The following is an 18,753-nucleotide window of genomic DNA, read 5'->3' as shown; positions in this document are numbered from 1 at the left end:
TAGAATATGATTTATTATGTTGTGTTGAAAAAGGAGAACTATGTATGTCTGATCGAATACACGAACATCAGGACGAATTAGCCAGACGCATTGACCGTTATTCTCACAAGGATGGGGTGCACTCGACTGCAATCCCTTCATTATTTCTAATCCGTGAATCGGTCGTTACTGAACCTATATTTAGAGTAAATGAACCATCCTTCTGCATTATCGTACAGGGTGAGAAAGAGGTCTTGCTGGGACAGGATCGTTTCCGATATGGCCCAGGAAGTTATATCGTGGCAACCGTTGACTTGCCGGTTAGTGGACAAGTGATTCAAGCCTCCTCTGAGGCTCCCTATCTGGCCCTGAAACTTGAATTCACATCCAGTGAGATTCTGGAGGTATTGAACCATTCCGATTTCCCAGCAAGGCCGCGGCAAACGACAAGAAGAGCGATGTTTGTCAGCCAAGCTGAGCCGTCTCTGCTGGATGCAGTCGTCAGGTTGGCCCGTTTGTTGGAAGATCATTCGGAAGATATCCCACTACTCGCCCCTTTGTTCAAAAAGGAAATTCTCTATAAAGTTCTGAAGGGTCCACATGGGATTGCTCTGGAACAAGCTACCATGGAGGGCAGCCACACCTATCGAATCAGAGACGTTATTGAATATATTATGAATCACTCTGATCAAAATTTCCGAGTTGAGGATCTGGCGGATTTGGCGAATATGAGTACTGCTTCGCTGCACAGACACTTTAAAGAAGTGACTGCCATGAGTCCAATTCAGTTTCAAAAACAACTGAGGCTGCAAGAAGCTCGGCGCTTGTTATTATCCAAGTCCACCGATGCAGCAGATGTAGCATTTCAGGTAGGTTACGAGAGCCCTTCCCAATTCAGTCGTGAGTATTCTCGCATGTTCGGATATCCGCCCAGAGAAGATATTAAACGCTTGAGAGGCAGAGCCGATGAAACGACTACCATCTCTTGACGGGTTACTGGTTAATATCTTTCCTATACCTCATCTAGTTTAACCACAAAAAGGACTCCTTCTTTTTTGTCAGAGGAGTCCTTTCTTAACCATGGATTAATGAAGATCGTTAAATCATTAACATGAAATTGTTAATACATTAAAAACCAGTCGTATATTGTTTTGGAACGTCCGTTGCCTTGCGCAAAGCAGACGCAGCTTCCAAGACCCAGTAAGGATTTCTTAACAGACCTCTGCCGACTGCAACGAGATCGGCTTCTTCATTTCCAATCACTGCATTCGCCAACGTAGGATCATCAAGTCTTCCAACAGCAATCACGGGCACATCAAGAGCATCTTTGATTGCTTTAGCGAGAGGTACTTGATATGCCGCATGAGTTCCTGGTCTTCCCCATGCAGCAATAGGTCCCTCACCACCAGATGAGATGTCAAATACGTCGACGCCTGCCTCTTTATAAGCTTTGGCAAACTCGGAACTTTCGTTAATGCCATAGCCACCTTCTACATATTCTTTGGCTGAAATACGCATCATCAAAGGCATGTCTTTGGGCATCTCTGTCTTCGCAGCCTGAATAATCTCCCGGCCAAATAACGTTAAATCTTGACCGTATTCGTCTTCGCGCTTGTTCGTTAGTGGAGAATGGAATTGATGAATCAAATAACCATGTGCACCATGAATCTCAATCGCATCAAATCCCGCTTTTACAGCACGAGCTATAGCACTCCGGAATTTTTCAACCATTCCTTTAACCTCATCCGTTGTGAGCGCTCTAGGTTGCTTGGAATTCTCATCAAAGGCGATCGCGGACGGAGCTACTGGAACTTCAGCATCTTCTGCTTTGCGGCCCGCATGAGCAATCTGGATACCCACCTTGGCACCATAACTGTGACACGCATCGACGATCCGCTTCAGAGCCGGGATCTGTTCATCCGACCATAGTCCAAGATCAAAATCTGAAATGCGGCCATCCGGCTCCACATCTGTCATTTCAATAATAATGAGACCTGTTCCTCCCACAGCACGACTAACGTAGTGCATGTAATGCCAATCTGTTGCTATACCATCTTTTTGATCTACTGAATATTGACACATTGGAGCCATTACAACCCGGTTTTTAAGCTCTAAACCTTTAAAAGAATATGGACTAAACAAATCTGTCATCAAAATAAACTCTCCTTTTCATATAGCAAACTAATTATAATGCATGCGCAAGCATCAAAATTTCGATTATTAATATTCCTGTATATTTCATGAAATCACATCAACCTTGTACTTCATCACATAAAGACATTTAAACCCACGCTTTCGCAATATACGTGCAGCCTTTTTGGATTGGAGTATACCAGGAGACATAATGATAACGTTATCTTCTCGTAGTAGGTATTTTTCCCATGTAAAAGCAAGACGACCCAGTGAAATGTTAATGGTATCCGGAGTAGGATCAGCCCAGTAATCTGTTGCATCCCGGATATCGATCACCTTATATTGCCGATAAACACTCTGTTGTCTGAGAAACTCTTCATAATCTATACGTTTAAGATTAGGCAGCGGCCAAAATGGACGAACAGCGATGAAAAAAACTAATATGAAGGACAAAAGCATGAATCCCATCATTTAAAGTCCTCACTTATCTCTACTGATATCGTAGAAACTTTCATTCTGGATCAGAGTCTACTCAGTGCCTCAGGTAATGCAATCTCACCAGCGATTAGATCAAATGAACGATTATAGGTATTCTTCTCACTCAAACTAGCCATAATCACATGAGCTACGTCTTCACGAGCAATGTTACCGGATGTGATATTCGCAGCAGCAGATATTTTCCCGGTTCCTGGTTCATTCTTTAAAATCCCCGGACGTATAATCGTGTAGGTTAATCCGCTAAGTTCCAACACTTTGTCAGCATAGTGCTTCGCCGCATAGTACGGCAGGATGTTATCATGCCAGTTTGCACGGTTATTGGCCTGGATTGCACTGACCATGATAAATCGATCAATACCTGCTTTTTGAGCCGCTTCAATGGTTTTCCCGGCACCATCCAGATCAATCAGGAGTGTTTTGTCATGCCCCGTTGTACCGCCAGATCCGGCTGCAAATACGATTGCATCACTACCCATTGCAGCATCCGCAATGGAGTCAACCGTACCTTCCAAGTCGGCAAGCACCGTTTCCACACCCTGTGTTGCCAATTGGTCTGCCTGTTCTTGTTTTCGTACCATGGCAAGAACGGTGTGCTCTTCACTATTCTTCAAAAGCTGGATAAGCTGTTGACCAATTTGTCCATTAGATCCCACGACGAACACCTTCATATTCAATGCCTCCTTATAAATGAATCACCGCATCCACAATAAAAGCATGCGCATGCATTTAATTTAACGGATATATGAATGAGTGTCAAGTCTTCCTATAGGGTAAATTAATACATTACCCTATATTCACCCTAGCCTTAGAACAATTCTTTCGTGAGGTTCTCTAATCGAGTCTCAAATCCATCCTGTTCCAATTCAGTTTGCAAGACCTGATTAAACGTTTGAATTGCTTTCTTGTATTTATTCTCTCCAAGCTCTGTAATACGAGTGTAAATGCCACGCCGATCATCTTCACAAGTGTGTCTTTCCAGAGCCCCACAATCTTTGGCTTCCATCCTTACGACAAGCCTTGATGTAGCACTTTGGCTCAACCCCACCAGTTCTTGTAGTTGCTGTAGGCGTAATTCCTTACCCTCGGCATTAAATATAAAGTTTAAAACATAAAATTCCTTCAAAGATAAGTTATATTCTTGAAGAAGGGCTTGTTCCAACTTCTCGTTCAGATGGGTATGAATGTTAGACAAAGACAACCATACATTCAAACGTTCACTTTTTTGTTGCAAGCTAAATCACCCCACTTGATTTTAAATATTCGTCTACCGTTATCTTATTGTATCAAGCTTAATTAAATTGGTCAAAATCCATCCATGATCGACCTATATAAAATAACTCACTCATAAAAAAGAGCATTTCCCCGTCTTGTAACGACGTTTGGAAATGCTCCGTACTACCATCTATGCAGTCCTATATTACTTCGCCGAAAGCAGGCTATCGGAAATAAACTGCAGCTGACCTTCCAACGTTAACGGATCGTTATACGAATCTGAAGTTGGATCAAGCTGGAACACATGATTTGCCTTCACCGCAGGCAAGTTCTTCCATAATGCATTATCATACACGATCTTGGGATCGTTTGTATCTCCGGACCACGGGCTGGTAAAGATGATATCACCCGAATACTCCGGTAATAGTTCCATGGAGATCGAAGCCCATCCAGTTCCGCTGTCAATTGCTTCAGCTTGGGCCTTGGCTGGTGCTTTGAGACCAAACTCCCCGTAAATAATTTCACCGCCTCGACCATAGTTATGACCGAATACATATAATCCTTTGGCATACGGATTCAGGATGGAAACCGTGCGATCGCCTACAGCTTCCTGAACCTGAGGCTTCAGTTCATTGATCTTCGCTTCCCATTTCGTATTCCAAGCTTTAGCTGCGTCTTCTCTATTGGTGAGCTTACCCATCTCGAGCATGAGATCCTTGAAATCGCGCTTACCAAATGTAATCTGTACGACAGGTGCAATCTGCTCCAGCTTATCGATGCCCTCTGTGCCAGTGTACACGATAAAGAGATCGGGTTTTAAGCTGATTAGCTTTTCTGGGGTAGGCTCTTCACCCAGATCGCTGGTGCCTGCTGCTGCAAGTTGGTCCTTGATATACTTGTTGTTCATCGCTCCGGATAAAGCGCCGACTACCGGTGCATCCAAGGCAACAAAGTACCCTGTCGAGAATGATGTTAAATCAATAATACGTTTTGGATTTTTGGGCACCTGTACTTCGCCTGCATCCGATTGATATGTAACGAGTTCCTCTTCGCCGGTTGCCGCTTCATCAGAGGAAGAAGCTGAATCCGAGTCCGTCTTGGTTCCTGTCTCAGCAGCTGCACTCGTGTTGTCCCCGGTTGTACTATTCGTCGTGGCAGCCTGACCACATGCACTAAGTACTAGAAGCAATATGAGTGCCATAATGATCCATATTGGTTTTCTCTGTTTACGCAAAATAAACCCACCTCTTCGTTGATATTGATAATCGTTATCAACGATATCATGCTATGCAGGATTTGACAAGCAATGTTTATTTTACTCCCTCTATGAACTCTAACTTGCAAGTCACCAAGTTAAACAGCTATCATCAATAGAGTATACCATTCACTTTTTCTAAAAAAGAGAGTATTAAAAAGCCAATGAAACGTATTCAAGGAGGAAAACATGGAAGAGATTATATTGTGGTTAAAGTATTTGTTTTTAGGTATTGTTCAAGGTGCGACGGAGCCAATCCCCGTCTCCTCAAGTGGTCATCTGATCATCGCTCAGAAACTCATGGGCATCAAGCAGAATGGATTGTCATTTGAAATTCTAACAAACACGGCATCGCTTATCGCTATTATTTTTATTTTCCGGGAAGATATCAAAAAGTTGATTATTGGAGCACTTGGTTACCTGCGTACTCGTAAAGAAGAATATCGAGCAGACTTCATGTTTTGCTTATACATAATTATTGGTACGATCCCTGCTGCTGTCGTTGCGGTCCTGTTCAAGGATCGGATTGAAGAAATCTTCTCGTCCGTATATACCGTTTCCATCGCGCTATTGATCACCGGGGTTGCCTTATGGTTGATTCGTAATCTTCGTGGTCGTAAGCAGGATGGCGATCTGTCTACGAAAGATGCATTGTTGGTGGGTCTGGCTCAGGCGGTCGCTCTTATTCCGGGCATTAGCCGCTCAGGGGCAACTGTAATTGCGTCCATCGCTGTCGGCATGAAACAGGAAACAGCTTTGAAATTCTCCTTTATGCTGTACATTCCCATAAGTATTGGTGGACTCATCATGGGGGTATCCGACATCGCCAATGATCCGAATCGATCACAGCTGGCGATCCCTTATCTGATCGCATTTATAACGACGCTCTTCGTCACCTATTTCTCCATGAGATGGTTTATGGGCATTATGGCCAAAGGCAACCTGAAATACTTTTCGTATTACTGTTTTGTAGCAGGTACATTGTTACTGATCTTCTTATAAAAAAGTCCACACACCAAAAGGAACAACCAGCGATGGTTGTTCCTTTGTTGTATAGTGGCAGAGCCTAAATGACCCATAGCAAGAGCTAGATGGTCAGACGCGTAGCCTTATTGCTTCTGTTAACCAGCTCTGTAGCCGCGAACATGACACTGAACAGAATCAGCAGGATCAGGGGTACCATGGACATTCCCCATTGGCTGGCTAGGAGCCCCATACCTAACGGGATCAGTGTTGAACCTGTATAGGCACTGGCCATTTCAAGTCCAATTACACTTGGGGATGCTTTCTCTCCGAAGCGTTCCGGTGTCGCATGAACGATACTTGGATAGATCGGTGCTCCGCCCAATCCCACGATAAATAAAGCCCCTGCGGCAATCCAATAAGGAATCGGCATAACCAGGAGAACCAATCCGAAGCAGCCAACGATTCCACCATATCTGATGAGATTTTTGCTGGATACATGAGTCGATAGAAAACCTGAGATTACGCGTCCCAAGATAATGCCAATGAAAAATAGGGAGGATAGTGCTGCGGCAGTACCTGGAGAAACGCCTTTGCTTCCGATGAAGAATGAAGCCATCCACAGACCGGCTGCAGTTTCCGAGCCGTTGTAACAAAGCATGGCCAGCATCGACATTTTCACGCCGGGGATGCTTATTGCCTCACGGTTGCTCACCCGTTTCTTCTCATCGCCTGACTCCTCTACTCTTCCCTTCTCGAAGATCTTCCAAAGAGACAACGTTGACAATAAGATCAACGCAATCCCAAGCAAAATCAACCCCACAGTAACATATCCCGCACGCCAGTTGTTTGCTTGATTCAGCCAATATGCCATAACGAGTGGGCCTGTCACTGCGCCAATTCCCCAGAAACAATGCAACCAGTTCATATGCTTGGCCTTGAAATGCAATGCTACATAATTACTTAGTGCTGCATCCACCGAACCTGCACCCAGACCAAGAGGGATCGCCAGAATCAGTAAAAACACAAAATTCTCAGAGATTGAGAACCCCAACAGCGCGATCGTTGTTGAGAGGATGCTGAATAATGTGACTTTACCTGTTCCGAATCGGTGTAACAATCGGCTGGCTAGGAGACTGGACACGACGGTACTAAATGAAATAATTAACGATATGTAACCTGCCATTTCCGTTGTCGCATGTATATCATTTTTCATAACGGACCAGGCACTGCCAAGTAAAGCATCTGGCAATCCCAGTCCTATAAATGCGAGATAGATAATAATTAACAATAACGTGACCATCTGGGTGTACTCTCCTCAGTTTGTTTAATTTCTGATTCTCGTCGAACCACCCATATAATAATATTGATATTTCTATCTGTAATCTTCCTATATTTTGACTCCTTATATCAGTATTCTGATATATTCTGGCGACTTATAACTTATATCACTGGTTCAGGATAGGTATTTCTCCCAGCAAATTTTTCAAGTTAATGGCATCCCACGGCAGATGTTCAGTTATCCCTAATCCAACTACATCTGTTTCTTCAGACAGTTCTTTGATCAGATGAAGCAAGTGAGGTAATTGCATGGTTCCCGCTGGTGAAAACAAATAAGGTTCCCCTGGTTTGGCGAATAACAATGAACGGAACATGTTCGGATCAAGCACATCCAGATCAAGATGAATAGCCAGATGTTTGATACCAGTCTCTTTAATCCACTTCTTAATCGAATCCATGCCATGAGTTAACTCTTCGGTTCCAGCCGTTCGGATACCCAATCTTTGAATCACTTCGGTTTCCTGTTCCGTGGGGGTCGTCAACCCGGCCATGAAGATATTTTCAGGCTTCAGGGGGACACTCACATGTTTAGCAAACTCCGGATCGCCTTCCCGAAGAAGGTTCCCAAGCGGTAAAGTATGACCGTTGTCATAGCCCTCGTATCTAACCAGATCACCATGTGCATCAATCCATATCAAACCAAGTTCTCCGCCATATCGTTCATTTAAATAAGCAAACGGGGCTTGTTCAACCAAGCAGTCACCGCCAAACATGACAATGCGATCGGGCTGGTGAGCTTGAATAATATGCTGGGCAGCCTGCAATTGCTGAAGCAGCTGTGCTCTGCCTTTTATCCCGTTCTCGCTTACCAGAGATGTTCCATCATAAGCCTCAACAGGAACATGAATAAGAGGTTGATCATTGTCAGGTGCAAGCCATGCAAGCAGCTCCGCTCCAAAAGAGTAGTTAGGATTATCCCCACCTTGCCATTGTGGCATAAGCAGACGTATTGTTTTTTGAGTCATGGTAAATCTCCTTTACTTCAAAGTAAGGTTAGTATAAACTGAGCCCAAACAAATAAATAGTACGGTCTTTTAGGATAGGTACTACCCGGAAGGATAGTGTGAATGATGAGTATGGCTGAATACCACGGTAAAGTGAAGAACATTCAAGATACCCCTTTTGGATACACGTTGTCCGTTATTGGTGGCAAATGGAAAATGGTGATTATGTACCTGCTGGCAGAAAACCCACCAGTCCGCTTCAATGAGCTAAAAAGGCAGATCGGCGCCATCACGTATAAAACATTGAGCTCACAGCTCAAAGAATTGGAAGCAGATGGTATGGTGGAACGGAAAGAGTACCCCCAAGTCCCTCCTAAAGTGGAGTACCGACTGACCGCCAAAGCTGAGACGTTATTGCCCGTTTTGGAAGGACTATGCGAATGGGGTGTTCAACATCAAGATCCTTCGAGCATTCATTCCGCAAAGAATTAAAATCTTGGGTCTATCCCTATAGAGAAATTGGATAAGTTAAAACGTAAAAAAGTCGCCCATAGGCGACTTTTCTTGTATCTTATACTCCTCTTTCCATTCAGTGAATGGAAGCTGTGATTCGTTCGTAGAATTATACTTTTTCGTGTACCAGATCTTTCTGGTAGGCCAACACTCTGTCCCAATCGCCACTAAAAATAGGGATTCGATAATACCCTACGCGCTCATACAGCGCTGCTGCTTCTGGCTGTAGTGGACCTGTTTGCAGTTTGAGATTGGTGTAACCAAGTTCGCTTGCAAGACGGTCCGCCTCGGCCAAAATAGCCTGCGCAATCCCCTTACGGCGGTAGCCACTGCGAGTATACATGCGTTTAACCTCAACGGATGTTTCATCAAGGGGCCTAAGTGCTCCGCAACCAACCGGATACCCGTCGATTCTGGCAACGATAAAGGCCGCCCGTGGCACTTCAACGTCTGATAGTTGAAATCCCGCTGTTCCATCACCGCCATATAACAAACCGAGTTCTTCGCTCAACTCCTTGATCAATTGCAGTGAATCCTCGCTTCGAATATCTTCAGCCGCTGCATGCACGATATGTGTCATCCCACATACCCCCCTTTATCTTATTGGACTTATTGGTTTTATTAATATATATAAATTATCATTCCCAACATCAAGCGTCAATTCCCTCATTCATTGAATATTTCTATAAGTACCCGAGCGTATCTTATCGCCGTCTCTATTCGTTTACATAAGAAATGTAATGAGCAACGATGTATATGAATTTTATCTCTCGGAGGTTTGGTACGATGAAAATTTCAAAAAGCATAGAAATGCTTCAACTTAATTTTGATGGGAATATAATTCACCCTGTTCTAATATGGGATGAAGAAATGGCTGTGTTAATCGATGCCGGTTTCCCAGGTCAATATGACGATTTATGTACCGAACTCGAAAAGGTAGGCGTGCCGATCATCCAACTTAAGGCAGTGATTTTGACGCATCAGGATGTGGACCATATAGGCTGTCTTCCCGAGATTTTGCAGGCGTGTGGTGATCATGTCAGGGTATATGCACATGAACTGGATAAGCCGTATATTGAGGGGCAGCTCCCTCTTCTCAAAGACGCTCACCTTGAGTACCCTCCAAAGGGCAAAGTTGATGAAACGGTAATCGATGGTCAGGAACTGCCGTTTTGCGGCGGCATTCGCGTTATTCATACACCTGGTCATACGCCAGGACATATCAGTCTTTATTTGATGGCTAGCAAGACGCTCATCGCTGGAGATTCAATGTACAGTGTCGACGGCATACTTGGCGGCGTTCATGGCCCTACCACACTCGATATCGAGACGGCTCGTGGCTCCTTGAAAAAATATATGGAATTCGACACTTCATCTGTGATTTGTTACCACGGTGGACGAAGCCATGTGAATGTGAATGAACAGATCTCAGGGCTATATAAAATGAACTAACGAATATTTACTCTGGACACTCCGACGACAGAACAACCTTCCGATCGCTGTTAGCCACTACAATTCTCTATCCTTGTGCATGGTTTTAATGTTTTGCGAACTGTAAAATGGCTGTAGCCGCACGAATTCTCAGCTCTTCTTCTTCACTGTGCAACGCTTCTCTCAGTACATGGAGAGCTGTTTGAATCGTGGCTTCATCTACCCTCGTTGAGGGTGGGTTGGTTGCTTCAGCCGTTATGCTGACTGCAAGTCCGCGATCCAGCTGTGCTTGTGATATGGGATACTCAAACTTCGCAAGGATGGATGAGTCATTTTGCAGTGCCTGCACTTTGTCATTCAGCTCAGGGAGAGGAATACGCCCCAACCATGTAACTCCGCGACGGTGACAGATCAAGTCCTCTTCAGAACCAGCGGAATCGTCGTAATAATAATCCCCGATATCCCCAACATACGTCCATTCATCATCGCTAATTAATACATAATCTCCATCCTGCATGAGATTAACAAACATATGTAGTGTCGCAAGTGTGCTCGCCAATTCCGACTCATCCAAGCTATCGTTCTGAACCAGCTGTTCCTTCCATAGCTCAGGGGGCGTGTGCCCCAGATCCCCTGTACCTGACCAAGCGATTCCAATGTAATTATCCTCCAGAAATGATGCTACTCTGTTGATTCCGTGCACGTTGGACTGAATATGATACAGATTCATGCGTACCGCCTTCCTTTCAATCATTCGTATGAACGTAGTTCACCATTGTAACATTAGTGGGGTCTATTTCAAACGTAATGATCTCTTCTATATAGCCTAAGGCTATAACTAGGTATAATTTAATGGAATTACTTTATAACTCCGGATCTGTGATAAATTTTGTGTAACATAAAAGCAGAGGGGTTTTAAGCGATGACGAAAAGTAGTGTATTGGGATATCCGCGTATTGGTGCTGATCGGGAATGGAAGAAAGCGTTGGAAGCGTTCTGGGCAGGTAAGCTGGAGGAAACAGAATTTCACACACGTTTGCAAGAGATTCGCATCGATCATTTGCGCAAGCAACAAGCGAAAGGCATCGACATCATTCCGGTGAATGATTTCAGCTATTATGATCATATCCTGGATACGGCCGTGATGTTCGGCATTATTCCTAAACGATTTGCTTATGATGGTGGTTCCGTTCCGTTGTCCGTATATTATGGTATTGCCCGGGGAACGAAAGATGCCGCAGCAAGCGAAATGACGAAATGGTTCAACACCAACTATCACTACATTGTACCCGAGCTGGACGGGGCTTCCCCAACTCTGACGGAGAACAAACCACTTCTCGCTTATCGTGAAGCAAAAGAAAAACTTGGTATTGAAGGGAAACCGGTTATTGTTGGACCGCTAACCTTCCTGAAGCTCTCCAAAGGCTATGATAAATCCGAGACGGACGCTTGGTTGGACCGCTTGCTTCCACTCTACACTCAATTGCTTCAGGAACTTGCGAACGAAGGCGTTCAGTGGGTGCAGATCGACGAGCCTATTCTGGTAACCAAATTAAGCAATGAAGACGTACAGCGTCTGAATAAAATATATGAGACATTTGCAGCAGCCGTTCCAGGCCTGAATATCATGCTGCAAACGTACTTTGAATCTGTCGAAAACTACAGCGACATCGTGGCATTGCCAGTTCAAGGTGTAGGACTTGATTTTGTGCATGGACTCTCTGGTAACACACAATCTATTCGGACATCCGGTTTCCCGGCAGACAAAGTGCTCGGAGCAGGTATTATTGATGGACGTGGGATCTGGAAAGCTTCCCTTCAAACAAAACTGAATTTGCTGAATGAATTGACTGAGTTCGTGACGCCTGAACGTATCATCGTGCAATCGTCCTGCAGCCTGCTGCATGTGCCAGTTACAACTGAACGTGAGGCAAAACTTACATCTGAACTGAAAAATGCTCTTGCATTTGCAGATGAAAAGCTGGATGAGATTGTTCTTTTGACTACAGCCTTATCCTCACCAAGTGCAGAGATTACAGCTAAGATTAACGAAGCAGAGCTTCCTCTTCAGGCGCTTCAACAATCCGAAGATCGGAACCGCACCGCTGTACAGAAAGCCGTTGCTTCCATCAGTGTTCAACAGCCAGAGCGCTCCCGTCCTTTTGCCGAGCGTCATGAAGCCCAACAGGCCAAATGGCAATTGCCACTTTTCCCGACTACAACGATTGGTAGTTTCCCGCAATCTGCTGAAGTCAGAAAAGCACGTCAGTTGTGGCGCAAGGGTGAGTTGAACAACGAACAATATGCCGCCTTCATCCGGGAGCAGATTGATATCTGGATTAAGCTTCAGGAAGAGATCGGAATTGACGTATTGGTTCATGGTGAGTTTGAGCGTACAGACATGGTTGAATTCTTTGGCGAGAAACTGGCCGGTTTTGCCTTTACACAGTTTGGCTGGGTACAATCGTACGGTTCACGTTGCGTGAAGCCACCTATTATCTTCGGTGATGTTGCGTTTACTGGTGAAATGACAGTGGAAGAAACGAAATATGCCCAATCGCAGACAGAGCGCCCTGTCAAAGGCATGCTGACTGGCCCGATTACCATCATGAACTGGTCATTCGTACGCGAAGACATTGCTCGTGAGCAGATTGCTTATCAATTGGCGTATGCGTTGAGACAGGAAGTCGAAGCACTTGAACAGGCAGGCATTGGCATGATCCAGGTGGATGAGCCAGCTGTTCGTGAAGGGCTTCCGCTGAAGGAAAATGAACAAGCCGATTATCTGGCCTGGGCAGTTAAAGCGTTCCGTATCTCTACTTGCACAGTGCACGAAACGACTCAAATTCATACACATATGTGCTATTGCGAATTCCATGACATGATTGACTCCATTGAAGCTATGGATGCAGATGTCATTTCCATTGAGACATCCCGTAGTCACGGTGAACTGATTCATAGTTTTGAAGAAAATACGTATGAGCTTGGGATCGGTCTTGGCGTATATGATATCCATAGCCCACGAGTTCCGAGTGTGGATGAAATGAGCAGCATGATTGAACGTGCACTGCGTGTTCTTGATCCGAAGCTGTTCTGGATTAACCCAGACTGCGGATTGAAAACCCGTGGACAGGAAGAAACGGTTGCTTCCCTGCGCAACATGGTTGATGCAACTAGAATCGCCCGTGCCAATCACGCTTCAACTGCTGTATTGTAATCGGCTGCGAAGCAGCATAGCTTCAAAGAAAAGCCGGCCCCCCCTAGGTTTAAGGGGTGTCCGGCTTTTTATGTGGTTACTTTATCTGGTTACTTTTAACGTACATTCATCTCACTTGTAACATGGTCGATCTCAGGCGTTCCTACCCTTTTCTCACCATCCAACGCTTACGACTAGATACTCTCTTCCAGCCATTGCTGTAACGGCGTATCTTCGGTCAGTTCACCGAGCAATATATGACGGAACTCCCCATCCTTATCAATAACCATCGTTGCCGGTAAACCTGTAATCCGATACATGCCTGATATATTGCCTGTCACGTCAATAATGACCGGAAAATCAAACGCCTGCTTATCCATAAACTCACGGATCGTGCCCTTCGATTCTCCCACGTTGACAAACAGGGTTTCCACGTCGTTCTGATAATCCTGAGCAATCTGGTGAACGAGCGGCATCTCCCTTACACAGGGTGTGCACCATGAAGCCCAAAAGTTAATCATGACGGCTTTACCTCGATAATCGGACAGTCTGACTTGTTCGCCTGCTGAATTAACCGCTGTGAACTCAGGAGCTACTGCACCTGCTTGAATAGTGTTGCCTCGCCGTGACTCGGGTGTCGACATATTTTCAAAAACGGCCCAAACACCTGTGAACAACGCAACCAAGCCAATCAGTATTGTAAGTATATGTCTGTTATTAAATCTCTTCATCTTCTTCTGCAATAAACTCACCTTCACTTTAAGCCAAGACTTTGATGAAATGCTGCATGGAGCGAACCGAATTGATCACGAAAGTCGTGAGAGGAACCCTCTCCAACATTACGTCCATGGTTCATGAATATCACCTGATCCGCAATATCGTCTGCAATCTCCAACTGATGGGTCGAGAACACGACCATGTGGCCATCTTGTTTGATACCCTTGAGCAGCTGAGCTAATTCCTGCATCCAGAATGGGTCCAATCCATTTGTTGGCTCATCCATGATGAGCAGTGGAGGTTTCGACAGTACAGCCTGGGCGAATAACACACGTTGGCGCATACCTTTGGAGAAGGTCGTTACCCGGTTTTTCTTTTGATCCTCCAAGCCTACCATGGTCAATACTTCCTGTACTCTCTCCTTGGGGACTTTCCTCAGAGAAGCCCAGAACAGAAGCATTTCCTCCGCACTCAGTCCCTGATTAAATTGATAATCATCCGGCATATATCCAATCTGCTGCGAATAACGCTTGCGCTCCTTCAACCATCGCACATTGTTCACCGCAACCTCACCGGAGGTAGGCCGAAGAATTCCTGCGATCATACGCAGCACCGTGCTTTTCCCTGCGCCATTCCCTCCACAGAGGGCAAGCACTTGGCCTGAAGTAATGCGAAAGGAGATATCCTCAACAATTGGTTGCTTTTTAATGGATTTGCACAATCCTCTCACTTCGAGTCCCGCTTTATCCATGAGAACGCCCCCTCTCCCAGATCGCGTATACAGCCAGGACAGAGCAGGCAATCCAGAACAGGCATATCCCGATGAAAATCCAATTGCCACTTGGTTGCTGCACCCATTCCACCCATTGATAATATTCCGGTCCCAGAATGGAGCCGCCTCCCAGTTTGATTACGACAAACAATCGCACCAGCTCAGCCGGATTGATGAGAGTTAGTATAATCAACAGCGGTTTGACCCACAGATAAGGCATCAATCCCAGCACAGAGAGCAATAACGTCGGCCATCCAATAACAGCGAAGAACCATACGGTCACGGATATGGTTAACGCCTGCCACCGATTGCGCGACAACGAACCGATAAATAGCGCCAGCGTCAGGAATAACAACACCAGTCCACAGGAAAATGCCAGAAAGAGAAGATATGTCATGACATCCAGTGGATTCCCGATCAACCCGCTAATGCCCCCCATCAGGCCGTATCCAAACGCAACAATGGTGATCAAGACAATCGACAGCCCAAGATACTTCCCAACAATAAAAGACATCGTGCCGATGGGATACGTGGACAGAAGTTGCCAGCTACCGTCTTCCTTTTCGGATGTTAATGAGAAGGAACCGAGGAACAGCGTCATTAATGGCAAAAGGTAGAGAATAAGATTCAACATCGAACCTGTTGTGCCCGAATATCCTTGAACCAGATTCTGCGAATTCAGGAGTAACAAACTTAGGCTAAATGTGCAAAAAAGGATCAGAAACGAATACGCCCAGGGATTGCGAAATCCCATCTTCACTTCTCGTCTTGCAATCTGTATCATATCTGCCATCATTGATCACCATTTTCTATTATCATACCTAGTGACCCGACTCTTCTTCCATTTCACCTTCCTGGTGTGTTCCTTCATTTGCCTCTTCTTCACCATGTCCGTGTGCATCATGCCCATGTTCACCCATCATGTCCATGTTCTCTGTATTCTGTTTCCAATCATGAGAAGCAAGATCCTCAGCGGTCATAATGGTTCCCACACCTTGCTCTGCAATGAAAGCTTCGGCCGATGGCTTGTCCTTAAAGTTAAGAATTCCATAGGCCATAGGCGTGCGTAATGAAGCATCGTATACATACGTGGCTTTGCTGTATTCAATCCATTCCTTGTCATTGTAATCACGTACATAGTCCATGCCGATGTTATCTGTGCCATTTTCCGTTTTCCACTGGTTCATGCAACCGATGTCATCAAACTTGTAATTTTGGCCGTCTTTCGTAGTGAGCTGCGTTGCATACGCATCGTCCTTCACCTGCATTTTACAGATCGCACAGATATCCACGTCTTCATTGATCGGCAATGCGGCGTATTTTGTTCCACAAGCGGTTAACAATACCATACCAAACATAAGTACCATGACCAATGTCCATCTTCTGTTCAAACTTTTGTTCATTTTCGTAATACCCCCATATAGATGATTATAAAAGTTGCTACGCCCAGCAGAATTAAACCAAGCATCCACACCACATTGGATCTTGCTGGCCTTTCCACTGACATGTTCAGGTCAGATCCCGTATCCATGCTCATTCGAGGCGATTTGTCGGTTGTCCATTGTTCTCTGCCCTCTGTAAATAAGTCACTCAGAAAGACCATGCCCGGCGATTGGAAAAAGAGCTGATACGCTGAATTTCGACTGACCAATTGCTCATAAAAAGGATTGATGGCATAGGATATTTCACTGATCCCATCCCGATTCAGATCGAGCCCCTGAAAGGAATCCCAGTAGTTCTCCATCAGGACATTATTCGGGCTATCCAGCGCCGAAGCTTCAATGACATTAGACACCATTTGGTTACGTGTAAACTCATTCGCCTCTGCCAGAACAAGCTGGATGCCAACAAAATTCCGAAGCACCGCATTGTCATGGATCTCATTACCCGATGATTCTGCAATATTCATGCCGACACGATTCCCCTCCACCACATTGTTGTGAATTGAGGATTGATGCACGTCATACAATAAAATGCCTTGGGAATGAACATTCGTACTCTGTTTGCGAAAAGAATTGCCCGATATGACCGTATTCTTGACGCCCATAATCATGGCACCTGTCATGTTCTCCTCTCCGGTATTGTCCATGACAGAAGAGCCGTCAATGTACATACAGTGGATGCCGTACCTTGTATGTAACAGCCTGTTATTTTGCACAGTAGACTTGCGACTGTTCTCCAGATAGATTCCATCCCTCATGCCGGTGATCTCATTGGCTTCAATGTAGCTATCATGGGAGTTGTACAGATCAATGCCATTGCCCTTCTGGCCACTGGAAGCAGAATCAGACCCGGCCCACGTAATGTTGTTCCGCTGAATCGTCGCATGAATTGAATTACGGATAATCATCCCATAACCCTGAGTCTGAATATGCAGATCCGTGATCTCACTGTTTTTTCCTTCAACCTGAATCGCTGCGGTCAGTTCATTCGCATTATGCTCAATTGTAAACCCGCTCAACTTCACCCCATCTGACTGAATGGTTATCGTAGAGGTGGTTTTCTCATTCACGACTATGCCCGTAGGATCACCCTGAATGGTGATGTTCTTATCAATCGTTACAGGGCCGGAATATCGGCCTGTTGCAAGATGAATGATATCTCCAGGTGCAGAACGGTCAATTATAGGCTGAAGGGGAATGAGATCACGCTCGCCGGAGCCGGCCATTGCCTTACCATGCGGGAAAAATAATATGAAAATCATCAGGCCAATTAGAAAAACCAATCCTCGCCCCGTACTCTTCTCACAGCTCTTGAATGTACCTAACTTCACCCAAGGATTACGCATGTAACTTCCTGCGCAATTCCAGCTCCTTGTTACAGATGTTCATTGCTGTGGCATTGTGTTCAACACGTCTTTCGTTTACTCCAAATATACCTTGGTTGTACACGCCATCCCTCCTTTCCACTCCGCATCAACCCTCCATGTTCCTCATCCAATTGAAGCAATGCCATAAATGAAGCGTTATCACAATCCTGATCATAGTGTACTTAAAACGATATTTTTTCCATATAGCTCAATCAGGCTATAGACCCTACATTTTTGTGTCGATATTGTGATGTCAAACGAAAAAAGCCGCCGTATAGGCGACTTATACTTAATTATATTATTCAAATGGGTAGGTCCAAAATGTTTCTTTACCGAAACGACGCTTGATTTCTTCATCATTCAGCTCAGTATTTCCTACAAGCTCCGCTGCCTGGAATTGTGAACGATGGGCACGAATGGACGCCATCTTTCTGTCCAAAAATTCGGTTACGTCAACGAATACATCCGGCTTGCCAATGTACTGTTCCTGATTATTAGCGAATGCAACGCAGTGAACAATCGGACGCTCATCCACAGGAAGTTTAGCAATTGTACGTATAACAGCAGCTCCCGTTGCATCATGATCGGGATGAACACTGTACCCTGGATAGAACGTAATGACCAGCGTGGGGTTTAACTCTTTCAGTAGTGACATGATGGTGTCTTCCAGTAACTGTGGGTCTTCGAACTCCAGCATTTTATCGTGGAAGCCCAGCATCCTGAGGTCCTGAATACCAATCGCTTCAGAAGCTTCGATGAGTTCCCGTTTACGGATGCCAGGCAACGTCACTCGGTTGGCAAATGGAGGAATCCCCATGTTGCGCCCCATCTCGCCCAGTGTCAGACAAGCATAGGTTACATGAGCCCCGCCATCTATGTACTTCGCTAACGTTCCTGATACAGAGAAAGCTTCATCATCCGGATGTGGGTACACCACCAAGATGCGCTCATGCTCGTTGTGTGTAGTATTCATGGTTATTCCATCCTCCG

General features: G+C 45.1%; 20 protein-coding genes. 5 read left to right on the top strand and 15 right to left on the bottom strand.

Translation table 11 applies throughout. The features are described from left to right. Nucleotides 1-44 precede the first annotated feature (44 nt). Complete coding sequence (locus MKX75_RS13895; protein WP_339170077.1) at nucleotides 45-968, top strand: AraC family transcriptional regulator; 924 nt, start codon at nucleotides 45-47, stop codon at nucleotides 966-968. A gap of 139 nt (nucleotides 969-1,107) precedes the next feature. Here MKX75_RS13895 and MKX75_RS13890 read toward each other — a convergent pair whose 3' ends face one another. From MKX75_RS13890 to MKX75_RS13870, 5 genes are all read right to left on the bottom strand, one after another. After that, on the bottom strand, nucleotides 1,108-2,130 hold the full coding sequence (locus MKX75_RS13890) for an NADH:flavin oxidoreductase/NADH oxidase (protein ID WP_339170076.1): 1,023 nt from the start codon (nucleotides 2,128-2,130) through the stop codon (nucleotides 1,108-1,110). An 87-nt stretch (nucleotides 2,131-2,217) separates the two neighbouring features. After that, nucleotides 2,218-2,583: a rhodanese-like domain-containing protein gene (locus tag MKX75_RS13885; protein ID WP_339170075.1), complete on the bottom strand. Its 366-nt coding sequence runs from the start codon at nucleotides 2,581-2,583 to the stop codon at nucleotides 2,218-2,220. A gap of 50 nt (nucleotides 2,584-2,633) precedes the next feature. Continuing rightward, nucleotides 2,634-3,278: an SDR family oxidoreductase gene (locus tag MKX75_RS13880; protein WP_339170073.1), complete on the bottom strand. Its 645-nt coding sequence runs from the start codon at nucleotides 3,276-3,278 to the stop codon at nucleotides 2,634-2,636. 137 nt (nucleotides 3,279-3,415) lie between these two features. Beyond that, nucleotides 3,416-3,841, bottom strand: coding sequence for a MarR family transcriptional regulator (locus MKX75_RS13875; RefSeq protein ID WP_062834348.1), 426 nt, complete (start codon nucleotides 3,839-3,841; stop codon nucleotides 3,416-3,418). Between the two features lie 186 nt (nucleotides 3,842-4,027). Beyond that, on the bottom strand, nucleotides 4,028-5,056 hold the full coding sequence (locus MKX75_RS13870) for an ABC transporter substrate-binding protein (RefSeq protein WP_339170072.1): 1,029 nt from the start codon (nucleotides 5,054-5,056) through the stop codon (nucleotides 4,028-4,030). 210 nt (nucleotides 5,057-5,266) lie between these two features. On the opposite strand from MKX75_RS13870, the gene MKX75_RS13865 reads away from it, so the two are divergent. Then, on the top strand, nucleotides 5,267-6,079 hold the full coding sequence (locus MKX75_RS13865; RefSeq protein WP_062834346.1) for an undecaprenyl-diphosphate phosphatase: 813 nt from the start codon (nucleotides 5,267-5,269) through the stop codon (nucleotides 6,077-6,079). 85 nt (nucleotides 6,080-6,164) lie between these two features. On the opposite strand, the gene MKX75_RS13860 is transcribed toward MKX75_RS13865, so the two are convergent. Both MKX75_RS13860 and MKX75_RS13855 read right to left on the bottom strand, forming a co-directional pair. Further along, entirely contained in the window at nucleotides 6,165-7,343 is a 1,179-nt protein-coding gene (locus tag MKX75_RS13860; protein WP_339170071.1) for an MFS transporter, read from the bottom strand. Nucleotides 7,344-7,488: 145 nt separating this feature from the next. Then, nucleotides 7,489-8,346: an arginase family protein gene (locus MKX75_RS13855; protein WP_339170070.1), complete on the bottom strand. Its 858-nt coding sequence runs from the start codon at nucleotides 8,344-8,346 to the stop codon at nucleotides 7,489-7,491. A gap of 105 nt (nucleotides 8,347-8,451) precedes the next feature. Here MKX75_RS13855 and MKX75_RS13850 point away from each other — a divergent pair, with 105 nt between their 5' ends. Further along, a complete protein-coding gene (locus tag MKX75_RS13850; RefSeq protein WP_339170469.1) occupies nucleotides 8,452-8,817 on the top strand; it encodes a helix-turn-helix domain-containing protein in 366 nt (121 codons plus the stop codon). Between the two features lie 130 nt (nucleotides 8,818-8,947). On the opposite strand, the gene MKX75_RS13845 is transcribed toward MKX75_RS13850, so the two are convergent. Then, complete coding sequence (locus MKX75_RS13845) at nucleotides 8,948-9,418, bottom strand: GNAT family N-acetyltransferase (RefSeq protein WP_062834343.1); 471 nt, start codon at nucleotides 9,416-9,418, stop codon at nucleotides 8,948-8,950. A gap of 206 nt (nucleotides 9,419-9,624) precedes the next feature. On the opposite strand from MKX75_RS13845, the gene MKX75_RS13840 reads away from it, so the two are divergent. Further along, the gene (locus MKX75_RS13840) at nucleotides 9,625-10,290 is read left to right on the top strand and encodes an MBL fold metallo-hydrolase (RefSeq protein WP_339170068.1); all 666 of its coding nucleotides are present in this window, start codon (nucleotides 9,625-9,627) and stop codon (nucleotides 10,288-10,290) included. An 85-nt stretch (nucleotides 10,291-10,375) separates the two neighbouring features. Here MKX75_RS13840 and MKX75_RS13835 read toward each other — a convergent pair whose 3' ends face one another. Next, a complete protein-coding gene (locus MKX75_RS13835; protein ID WP_339170067.1) occupies nucleotides 10,376-10,999 on the bottom strand; it encodes a hypothetical protein in 624 nt (207 codons plus the stop codon). 192 nt (nucleotides 11,000-11,191) lie between these two features. Between MKX75_RS13835 and metE the strand changes: the two genes are divergently transcribed. Further along, nucleotides 11,192-13,486, top strand: a complete 2,295-nt coding sequence (gene metE, locus MKX75_RS13830; protein WP_339170065.1) for a 5-methyltetrahydropteroyltriglutamate--homocysteine S-methyltransferase — start codon at nucleotides 11,192-11,194, stop codon at nucleotides 13,484-13,486. Between the two features lie 173 nt (nucleotides 13,487-13,659). Here metE and MKX75_RS13825 read toward each other — a convergent pair whose 3' ends face one another. From MKX75_RS13825 to bshB2, 6 genes are all read right to left on the bottom strand, one after another. Next, entirely contained in the window at nucleotides 13,660-14,196 is a 537-nt protein-coding gene (locus MKX75_RS13825; RefSeq protein WP_339170062.1) for a redoxin domain-containing protein, read from the bottom strand. A 23-nt stretch (nucleotides 14,197-14,219) separates the two neighbouring features. Continuing rightward, nucleotides 14,220-14,933: a heme ABC exporter ATP-binding protein CcmA gene (ccmA, locus tag MKX75_RS13820; RefSeq protein ID WP_339170059.1), complete on the bottom strand. Its 714-nt coding sequence runs from the start codon at nucleotides 14,931-14,933 to the stop codon at nucleotides 14,220-14,222. After that, entirely contained in the window at nucleotides 14,926-15,747 is an 822-nt protein-coding gene (locus MKX75_RS13815) for an ABC transporter permease (protein WP_339170467.1), read from the bottom strand. Before MKX75_RS13815 ends, ccmA begins: the two co-directional genes overlap by 8 nt. Nucleotides 15,748-15,775: 28 nt before the next feature. Next, entirely contained in the window at nucleotides 15,776-16,357 is a 582-nt protein-coding gene (locus tag MKX75_RS13810) for a nitrous oxide reductase accessory protein NosL (protein WP_339170056.1), read from the bottom strand. Next, complete coding sequence (locus MKX75_RS13805) at nucleotides 16,354-17,742, bottom strand: NosD domain-containing protein (protein ID WP_339170053.1); 1,389 nt, start codon at nucleotides 17,740-17,742, stop codon at nucleotides 16,354-16,356. The genes MKX75_RS13810 and MKX75_RS13805 overlap by 4 nt, the downstream gene beginning before the upstream one ends. 319 nt (nucleotides 17,743-18,061) lie before the next feature. Beyond that, nucleotides 18,062-18,736 carry a bacillithiol biosynthesis deacetylase BshB2 gene (gene bshB2, locus MKX75_RS13800; RefSeq protein WP_076331087.1) on the bottom strand — a complete coding sequence of 225 codons (675 nt, stop codon included), beginning with the start codon at nucleotides 18,734-18,736 and terminating at the stop codon, nucleotides 18,062-18,064. Nucleotides 18,737-18,753 lie beyond the last annotated feature (17 nt).

Source organism: Paenibacillus sp. FSL R5-0341, from assembly GCF_037975235.1.
GTDB lineage: Bacteria > Bacillota > Bacilli > Paenibacillales > Paenibacillaceae > Paenibacillus > Paenibacillus amylolyticus_A.
This window is presented reverse-complemented; position numbering and strand designations above follow the sequence as displayed.